The organism is Nostoc sp., from assembly GCF_036917975.1.
Classification (GTDB): domain Bacteria; phylum Cyanobacteriota; class Cyanobacteriia; order Cyanobacteriales; family Nostocaceae; genus Nostoc.
The window spans coordinates 1-9,404 of the sequence record NZ_JBALEJ010000105.1; the positions used below are offsets into that span (position 1 = coordinate 1).

Annotated in this window: 5 protein-coding genes and 1 pseudogene; 3 read left to right on the forward strand and 3 right to left on the reverse strand. The window is 38.9% G+C overall.

All coding sequences use genetic code 11. The features are described from left to right. Positions 1 to 46: 46 nt before the first annotated feature. Positions 47 to 415 (forward strand): annotated as a pseudogene (locus V7K76_RS32195) (ISAs1 family transposase); the annotation flags it as partial. Between the two features lie 10 nt (positions 416 to 425). Here V7K76_RS32195 and V7K76_RS32200 read toward each other — a convergent pair. Then, a complete protein-coding gene (locus V7K76_RS32200) occupies positions 426 to 587 on the reverse strand; it encodes a hypothetical protein (protein WP_334777339.1) in 162 nt (53 codons plus the stop codon). A 115-nt stretch (positions 588 to 702) separates the two neighbouring features. Between V7K76_RS32200 and V7K76_RS32205 the strand changes: the two genes are divergently transcribed. Continuing rightward, positions 703 to 2,052 carry an ATP-binding protein gene (locus V7K76_RS32205; protein WP_334777337.1) on the forward strand — a complete coding sequence of 450 codons (1,350 nt, stop codon included), beginning with the start codon at positions 703 to 705 and terminating at the stop codon, positions 2,050 to 2,052. 28 nt (positions 2,053 to 2,080) lie between these two features. Continuing rightward, positions 2,081 to 8,254, forward strand: a complete 6,174-nt coding sequence (locus V7K76_RS32210) for an nSTAND1 domain-containing NTPase (protein ID WP_334777336.1) — start codon at positions 2,081 to 2,083, stop codon at positions 8,252 to 8,254. 17 nt (positions 8,255 to 8,271) lie between these two features. On the opposite strand, the gene V7K76_RS32215 is transcribed toward V7K76_RS32210, so the two are convergent. Continuing rightward, positions 8,272 to 8,397 carry a hypothetical protein gene (locus V7K76_RS32215; RefSeq protein WP_334777335.1) on the reverse strand — a complete coding sequence of 42 codons (126 nt, stop codon included), beginning with the start codon at positions 8,395 to 8,397 and terminating at the stop codon, positions 8,272 to 8,274. Positions 8,398 to 8,452: 55 nt separating this feature from the next. Further along, positions 8,453 to 9,130 carry a gamma subclass chorismate mutase AroQ gene (gene aroQ, locus V7K76_RS32220; RefSeq protein ID WP_334777334.1) on the reverse strand — a complete coding sequence of 226 codons (678 nt, stop codon included), beginning with the start codon at positions 9,128 to 9,130 and terminating at the stop codon, positions 8,453 to 8,455. Between the last annotated feature and the right edge of the window lie 274 nt (positions 9,131 to 9,404).

Here is a 9,404-nt window from a genome sequence, read left to right on the forward strand (position 1 = left end):
TACTTAAAGCTTATGAGTATTTTTATCTACTCGTATCAGAACGGAATTACGTAACTTTATATACTACATCATGAAGTGCGGAATGTGGGATAAAACTACCCAGGAGGTGCAATTTTACATTACTAGTCTGAAGAGTGATGCTCACAAAATTGGTAGTGCCATTCGACAACATTGGGGTATTGAAAATTCTGTTCATTGGACATTAGATGTCACTTTCAATGAGGATGAATGTCGAATTCGTTCTCTGCACAGTCCACAAAATTTTTCTTTGCTACGTCGCATTGCTCTTAATGCCTTAGAGCGAGAATCATCTTTTTGCCGCAGTATTCGCCAAAAGTCTCGGCAAGCCGCTATGAATGATCAGTATATGCTTTCTGTGTTGGCGGCGGCTTTCCCTAACTCAACACTCTCTTAGAATCCATTTGTCAATAGGCTTTGAGATGCGCTAACCCTGTATACTCAGCATTGATGATCGGCGATCGCACGACCTTTGGAGTTAGCTCACAAAATCGCATTGCTCCCCCTGAAATATTACCCTTAAGGATACTACCGGGGGAACCTATGACTGCAAGTATTTGAATATTCATGTTGAGCAGTAACCACTTAAAATAGGGGAGTAAAGATTCAGTTTAGTGTTATTTAATAAAGTCTAATATTTATTCTCTTTCTAAAAAATATTAAAAATCAGTATATTACTTATTTATGAGCATAGATTTACTAGAGTTTTTCCAGCGAACAGACCCCAGCCGGACTTTGTATGTGAATCAAGGTTCAGATAAGAAGTACTACATTGACTTTTCCTCTGTGAGGGGCGGCGATATTATTGGCAAGCTGAAGCAGAAAATCACATTCTTCAAAGCGAACGAACCCACCTGCACCCTGTTCACTGGTCATATCGGCTGTGGAAAATCGACAGAGCTAGTAAGATTACAGGTGGAATTAGAGGATTCAGGTTATCACGTAGTATATTTTGAGTCGAGTGAAGACTTAGAAATGACGGACGTGGACATTGCAGATGTGTTGCTAGCGATCGCACATCGTGTAAGCCAAAGTCTGGAGAAAATCACGCTCTCGGAACCGAACAAATTCCACGAACTGCTGCAAGGTGCGTTGAGAGTGCTGGACTCCGAGGTAACGGGGTTTAAGGTAAAAACACCAGTTGGCGACGTTGGCTTGTCTACTGAAAAGGAGAAATTTTCCCTAGCACTGGGAATTGGAGAAATCACAGCGAAGACAAAAAGCAACCCGATGCTGCGGGAAAAACTCAACCAATACTTGGGGCCACAGAAAACCAGATTACTGTCAGCGATTAATCGAGAGCTGCTAGAGCCAGCGATCGCCAAACTGAAGCAGCAGGGGAAAAAGGGATTGGTGGTGATTGTAGATAACCTCGACCGCATAGATAACCGAATTAAACCGTGGGGTCGCCCACAGCAGGAATATCTGTTTGTGGATCAGGGGGAGTTTTTGACAAAGCTCAACTGCCATTTAGTTTTCACAATGCCCCTGGCGCTGAAGTTCTCCAACGATTACGGAATGCTGACCCAAAGATTCCCGGAAGACCCGAAGGTACTGCCGATGGTTCCAGTGCAATGGCCAGACGGGAGCATACATCTTGAGGGGATGGGGCTGATGCAGCAGATGGTGTTGGCTAGAGCATTTCCCGATTTGCAACCAGACGAGCGGTTAAACCAAATTACTGAAATTTTCGACAGTGCAGAAACCTTAGAACGCCTGTGCAGACTGAGTGGTGGTCATGTGCGAGATTTGCTCAGGTTGCTCAATACCTTGATACAGGAGGAAATGACACTGCCGCTTTCCCGGAATACCCTGGAGCAAGTAATTCGCGCTCGACGCAATGAGATGACAATGCCGATTTCAGATGAAGAGTGGGAGTTATTGCGTTATGTTAAGCAAAAGAAGAAAGTCAGCGATGACCAAGGATACCAAAAGTTAATCCGTAGTAGATTTGTGTTTGAATACCGAGATGGGGGCGAATCCTGGTTTGATATCAATCCGATATTGGCAGAGGCAGCGGAGTTGGGTAGTTGAGGGAGCAGTTCACGGTTACTAAAATTGTATGAGTATACAGGGCCAGCCAGAAAATGAACCCACGGACAACGAGCGATCGCTACAACAGCTAGCTTGGACACTTCTTGCTTCGGTGGGGAAGTTTAAGTTGATTTGGGCGCGGTGCAATTATAGTGATTTACGGACTAGCTTGATAGAAAGGTTAAATGAAATCAGCCAAATTAAAATCCAGGTAGTGCAACTGGAAGAATCGGAAAGAACGCTTTATAGCGCAATCCGTGAAAAATTACAGCCAGATACCCAAGCTTTGATGATTGTGGGCTGGGAATCATTGCATGATTTACCGCAGATGTTGACAAGTGCTAATCAGGTACGCGAAGAATTTCGCAAAAACTTGTCTGTTCCCGTAGTCGTGTGGATTAGCGAAGAAATCCACCACACGATCATGGAGATTGCCCCTGACTTGGAAAGCTGGGGAACTAGCAGAAGTTTTGCGATCGCGCCTGATGATTTAACCCAATTCATTAAACAACTGGCTGATAAATATTTTAGCGATAATTTAAGTTTAAGTATAGATGATGCGAGAATACTCGAATCAGAATTAGTAGCAGCGCAAAGAGAGTTACAAACTGATGATCTTGAGATTCAAGCTAATTTAGCATCATTGCTTGGGTTAATAAAACAGTTTAATAATCAGCTAGATGCTGCTTTAGAATTTTATCAGCAAGCTAGAACTGTTTGGAAACACCTCAATAATTTAGTTACACAGAACAAGATTTTAAGTGAGATTGCTTTTTGCTATTATCTCAAAGCTTTAAAAAAATCAGATATTAATCATCTAGATTGGCAAGCGACTCGGCAATCTGCTCAAGAATATGTTGACTTTCTCAACGAAGCTCAAAGAGCAAATTTTGTAGCCAGTTCTTTCGTGAAATTTGGGAATATCCTACGGGATTTGAAAGAGTGGGATAAGTTACAGTCATTAGCACAGCAAGCTTTAGAGATACATCAGGCTGTAAATCAGCCCATCGAATTAGCTAAAGATTATAGTTTTTTAGCACAAGTAGCACTGGCACGAGGGCACTGGGGTGAAGCCAAGCAGTTTGCACAGCAAGCTTTAACTGTCTTGTCAGCAATTCCTAATCGTGAATTAATAAATATTTCCGGGGTAGTATCGCAACTTCCACAAGAATCTGTGATTGTACATGATTCCAGTCTTTATAAATATATATTGGCACAGGGTGAATATCAATTAGGCGAAATTTCTTCAGCAATTGCCAATTTAGAAGCTGCAAGAGATGGTGTTAGCCCACTGTTGGATTTAAGGCTACACCTGAATATTCTCAGTTACTTGCAACGGCTTTACTTTGAGCAAAAAGAATATCTCAAAGCATATAATATCAAACAACACCAGCAGTCTGTTGAACAGCAGTTTGGTTTACGGGCGTTTATTGGTGCAGGTAGATTACAGTCAACTAAGCAGGCTCAAGTAGCTATTAATAAAGCTGAAATTCAAGAAAATATCGCCCCAGAAATTGCTGCGTCAGGTCGCTTATTCGATGTAGAACGGTTGATTGAACGCCTGGGACGACCCGATTATAAAATAATAGTCATTCATGGGCAGTCAGGTGTAGGTAAAAGTTCGCTGGTAAATGCGGGATTAATTCCGGCTTTAAAAAATAAAAGTGTAGGAATTCAAGATTATTTACCTGTAACAATGCGTGTTTATACCAACTGGGTAGAAGATTTAGGAAAGTTAATAAATAAGGCATTGCACCATTCGGGTAAAGCTAGAAATGAAGAACCAAAAGAGTTTGAGGCTGCCACTTCAGAAATTCAAACTTCGGCTTTAATTGCTCAACTGCGAGAAAATGAACAGCATAATCTTAGAACAGTGCTGATTTTTGATCAGTTTGAAGAGTTTTTCTTTGTTTATCCTCTATCAAAACAAAGACAGCAGTTTTTTGAGTTCTTGGGAGAGTGCCTTAATATTCTTTCGGTGAAAGTAATTCTGTCATTACGAGTAGATTATTTGCATTACTTGCTAGAGTGCAATGAGCTATCTAATATGACGATTATTGGCAAGGATATTCTTAGCAGTAATGTCCTTTACAAATTAGGGAATTTTTCACTTACAGATGCTAAGTCAATTATTGAGCGCTTAACAGAAACTACTAGCTTTCATTTGGAGCCTGCTTTAATTGAGCAACTGGTACAGGATTTAGCTATAGAACTAGGCGAAGTGCGCCCAATTGAATTACAAGTGGCAGGGGCGCAGCTGCAAACTGAGAACATAACGACTCTAGCCGAATATCAGCAGCGTGGTACGAAAGAAGAACTGGTTAAACGCTATTTGGCGGAAGTGGTTAATGATTGCGGTGTTGAGAATCAGCAAATAGCAGAGTTATTGTTGTACTTGCTTACGGATGAAAAAGGTACTCGTCCACTAAAGACTTGTGCAGAATTATCACGAGAACTACAAGCATTAGTCCCAGATATAACTAGTAATAGCAATAGGCTAGATTTGGTGTTAGAGATTTTAGTAAAATCTGGCTTAGTAGTTTTGCTACCAGAGAATCCGGCTGACCGTTATCAGCTAGTGCATGATTATATAGCTTTGTTTATTCATCAGCAACAAGAGCCGAAATTAAACGAGTTAATAGAGGAACTGGAAAAGGAAAGAAAACAACGTTTATTAGAACAAGAGCAACGCCTGTTGACTGAACAGCAGCTCAAACAATCTGAGGAAACTCAACAAATTTTAGGAAAAGCAAATAAAACAGCTAATCAGCGGATTTTGGTTGGATCTATTGTGTTAGCCACAACTTTATTTGCAGCAATTGGAATAGGATTTTTGTCATTTAATAACATTAAAAATGCTAGCGAAAGTTCCAGAGTAGAGCGAGAAGGCAATAATACTTTAAAACAATTTGAATCAGATCAACTTGGAGCATTATTGCGGGCAATGCACGCTGGTCAAGATTTAAAAGCTTTAGTTAAAGATAGTAAAAATTTAGCAAATTATCCAACTACTAGCCCAGTATTAGCACTTACAAATATACTAGGTAATATCCATGAACATAATAAAATAAATAGTATTGGCAATAATATTTTTTTAGAAAGCTTTACCTCTGATGGACAATGGGCAACCGCTAGAAAAGGCGATGTAGGCTATTTATTTAAGCTTGATGGACAAAAAATTATAGAGTTTAAAGGTCATAGAGGATTTATCAATGAAGTTATAAGAAGTTCAGACGGACAGCGTGTGTTAATCACTGGAGCAGACAATGCTACGTTGTGGAATATGGATGGGCGAAAGTTAGATCAATTCGATGCTAACGCGACTAATGAGCTACCTGATTTTAGTCCTAGTGGAAAGTACTTAATAACAATAAGAAGAAGTGAGGATATTGCAACAATATTTAATTCAGATGGACAAAAGCTAGCTCAATTTAAGATATTTAATTCAAATCTCGCTTCAAGTAATATAGAATTTAGCCCGGATGAAAATCTTTTAATAATACCACAAATAGACTCTTCATTAAATAAAAAAGCTATAAGGTTATACAACCGCAATGGAGAAAAACTAGCTGAATTAAAACTACCATTAGGAAGGCGTATTACTACTGCAAGTTTCAGTCCTGATAGTCAAAAGCTACTAGTAGCAGGGGATGATGGAATCGTTAGACTCTGGAAACTTAATAGTCAAAAATTAATAGAATTTAGAGCTTCACGAAGTGCTGTTTATTATAAGAGAAAAAAAATTTCTACTGGTAGTCGGTCATGGATTATGCCACAAAAGGTTGAAGGTGGTCTTTCTCAAGCTCAGTTTAGTTCAGATGGAGAGCGGTTAGTAACAGTAGATAATGACCAGACTATTAAATTATGGAACTTAAGTGGACAAAAGTTAGCTGAATTTGGCAAGTATGGATATAACGGTGTTAAAGAAGTACGCTTTGTTCAAAATGGAAAAAACTTAGTAACGGTGGACGACACAGGAGAAGTTAATTTATGGAGTCTTGATGGGAAACTTATAAATAGTTTTCAAGGTGCTATACAGTATGCTAACGAAGTATCATTTACATCCGATGAAAAACTTATATTAATAAAGGATGGCGATCAAACAATTAGAGTATGGAGTCTTTCTGGACAAAAGGTCTTTGAATTAAAAGGAAGTCAACAAGGCTACATCAGTGACTTTCATCTTACTAATAAAGAACTAATCGTAAAAACTGATGGTGGGATCAGATTTTTTAATTTTGAGCAAAAGACTAAAAAGCAAATTAAAGGAAGGTCTATAGTACGATTCAGCCCTAATAGTCAACAGTTAATTACTGGACACTGGAATAATGAAACTTTTGATACATTATGGAGTATTCAAGGAAAACTATTAGCCCAACTTAAGGGATATCATAATATTAATGCAGCAGCTTTTAGTCCAGATGGTATGCGGATAGTTATAGGTGGAGGTTCGGATATTAAGTTATGGGATAGCAAGGGCAAATTATTAAGAAAATTGGATAAATATTCAATTGATGTTCAAGATATACAATTTAGTCCTAATGGGCAATACTTTGCTTTGAGAGGAGAGAGGCGGGATGCTGGTGTTGCTAATCGTGTTAATCGTGTTGACCGGATAATTTTGTTGAGCTTAAACAATCTAGATAAAAAAATATTTATTGATCATAAGGACTCAATTACAGATATGCATTTTAGTCTAAATGGGCAGTACTTTGTAACAGTAGGGGAAGATGATATTGTAAAGCTATTCAAACTGAATGGACAAAAAATAACGGAATTCAAAGCACATCAAAATGGAATTAATAAAGTAAAATTTGGGATTAATAGTAAAGTTTTAGCAACAGCAGGAAATGATGGTACTGCTAAACTATGGGATATCACTGGAAAGTTACTCGTAAAATTTAACGGACATCAAGGAGCAGTTAATGAGGTACAATTCAGCCCAAATGAACAGTATTTGGTAACAGCAGGAAGTGACGGTAATACTAAACTATGGAATTTAACTGGAAAGATGTTGGTAGAAATTAAAGGATACAATTCAATTAATAGGTTACGATTTAGCCCAGATAAACAACGTTTAGTTACTCAAGACCGTTACAGTACTAAAGTTTGGACTCTTAACGGGAAATTGTTAGCAGAATATCAAGACCATTTAGGAGAATTAGAAGATGTAGAGTTTAGCCCGGATGGTAACTACTTAGCAACCGCAAGCAGTGATGATAAAATAGTACTATGGCCAGTTGAAGGATTTGAGCAATTACTCACACGAGGTTGTAGTTTCTTAGATGATTACTTGGTTAATCATCCGAAAGAACTGGTACAACTAGAAGTATGCCAAGATAAATCTAGAAAGATAGCAGCAGCCTCCTTTTTGATTAAAGAAGGTGAAGAACAAGCAAGACAGGGTAATATTAAGGATGCCGTTGAACCCTTCCGCCAAGCATTAAAGTGGAATCCAAATTTAACCTTCAATCCAGAGACCAAAGCTCAACAGTTAGCCAAGGCTTCAGCTTTAATTAAGGAAGGAGAGGAGTCAGGAGAACGAGGAAATGTTGAAGTTGCACTTGCTGCATTTCAAAAGGCTTTGAAGTTAGACCCTAGTTTAGACTTAAAGCCAAAAACAAAAGTCGCTTCTCTACTGGTGACAAGAGGAGAAAAATTGTTAGAAAGGAAACAGTTTACGCAGGGAGATGAGTTAGGAAAACAAGGAAATGTTGAAGTTGCACTTGCTGCATTTCAAAAGGCTTTGAAGTTAGACCCTAGTTTAGACTTTCAGCCAAAAACAAAAGCTGCTTCTCTACTAGTGACAACAGGAGAAGAATTGTTAAAAGGGAAACAGTTTAAGCAAGCAGCCGCTGCTTATCGAGAAGCCCAAAACATCAATCCAAAAGCGGAAATTTCTGCGAATGCTTGGAATAGTCTGTGTTGGGACGGTAGTCTGGGTGGATATGCTGCTGAAGTCATGGATGCCTGTGACAAAGCCGTAGCAATTGCGCCAGACGATCGCAATATCCAAGACAGCCGAGGGTTAGCCAGAGCGTTGACAGGGGACACCAAGGGAGCAATTAAAGACTTTGAGGCATATATTGCTAAGGCTGATGGGGATAGCAAAGCACAACGTCAAAGCTGGGTAAAAGACTTACGCGCTGGCAAGAATCCCTTTACAGATGCAGTGCTTGAGAAACTGCGATCGCAGCAATAGCTTTGATAGGTAATATTTTAGCAAAGCGGAGCGAAAGTCTTTGCTGCCGCAACATCACCCATGACAACAGAACCAAGCAAGCGATCGCGGTAAAACGCCTCTTGCAACCCTGACAGCACATTCAAAACTCCTAATTCTTTCACTTTGGTTAGGACTGACTTTGATACTAGCGATTTTTAGTGTCTGCCTTGCAAAATTTCAGTTTTTTATATCAAGCCCAGGAATATCTCGGCATGAAATACCTTTGAGTTCTATCAAAGGTGCAATGGCAATACGACGCACTGTGTCATCAATTGCATCTCCACGAAGAATAATCTGAGCGCGTGACTGAATTATCTGCTGTAATATCGGGCAATTGAGGACTGGAGAAAGCGTTGCTAATGCTGAGAGAATTTCTGGGCTTAACTTATCCAGTGATGGTCTCAATGTCCGGTTCAAGTCAGGCACGTTATCAAAAAATTCTATGCCTTGTTTTTGCCAACTCTGAAAATTACTTATCTGGATTAATTTTCCAGCGAATATCTGCCATTGAAAAAAAACTACAACTACATCTGGATCAAGACCATAAGCTGGTGCTTGCTTGCGAAGCTGTGCTAGTAAAACCTGTTCACGTTCAGGAGCTTCAATAGCGTTGTTGTGATTCCATTTCCATTGTGCAACAAAGCTCTGGATTAACAATCGCTGCTGTATCAGGCTTAGTAGTTTATCTATCTGTTTTTGATAGAGTGCTACCCTAGAAGCTTGACAAACTACTATAGGACTTTCCTGAGAATTTTCTTTAGACTGCCCGAAACTTGGCTTACTAGTCAAAATCAGCGCAAAAGTTATAATAATTACCTGAAATACTAAAATCTTCTTATAAGAATTCAAATTCATTATGAGTGATGTAGAACCTTAGACTAAATAACTATAACTTGGGACAAGGTAGATGATTTTTTACTTAGGTATCTTTAAACGCTTTGTTTGACAAAGACTTTAACTTTTATATTTCTTTATAGTTTACCAGTCAACTGTAAAAAAAATTACATTTTGGCTGGCAGTTTATTCCAGGTAAATGCAGCAATTCTCATTTTGAAAAAAATCAGACAAAATTCTCTTATTTACATAGAGAACTTGTGTCGAACCATCATTTTTTGACACATAATTATCA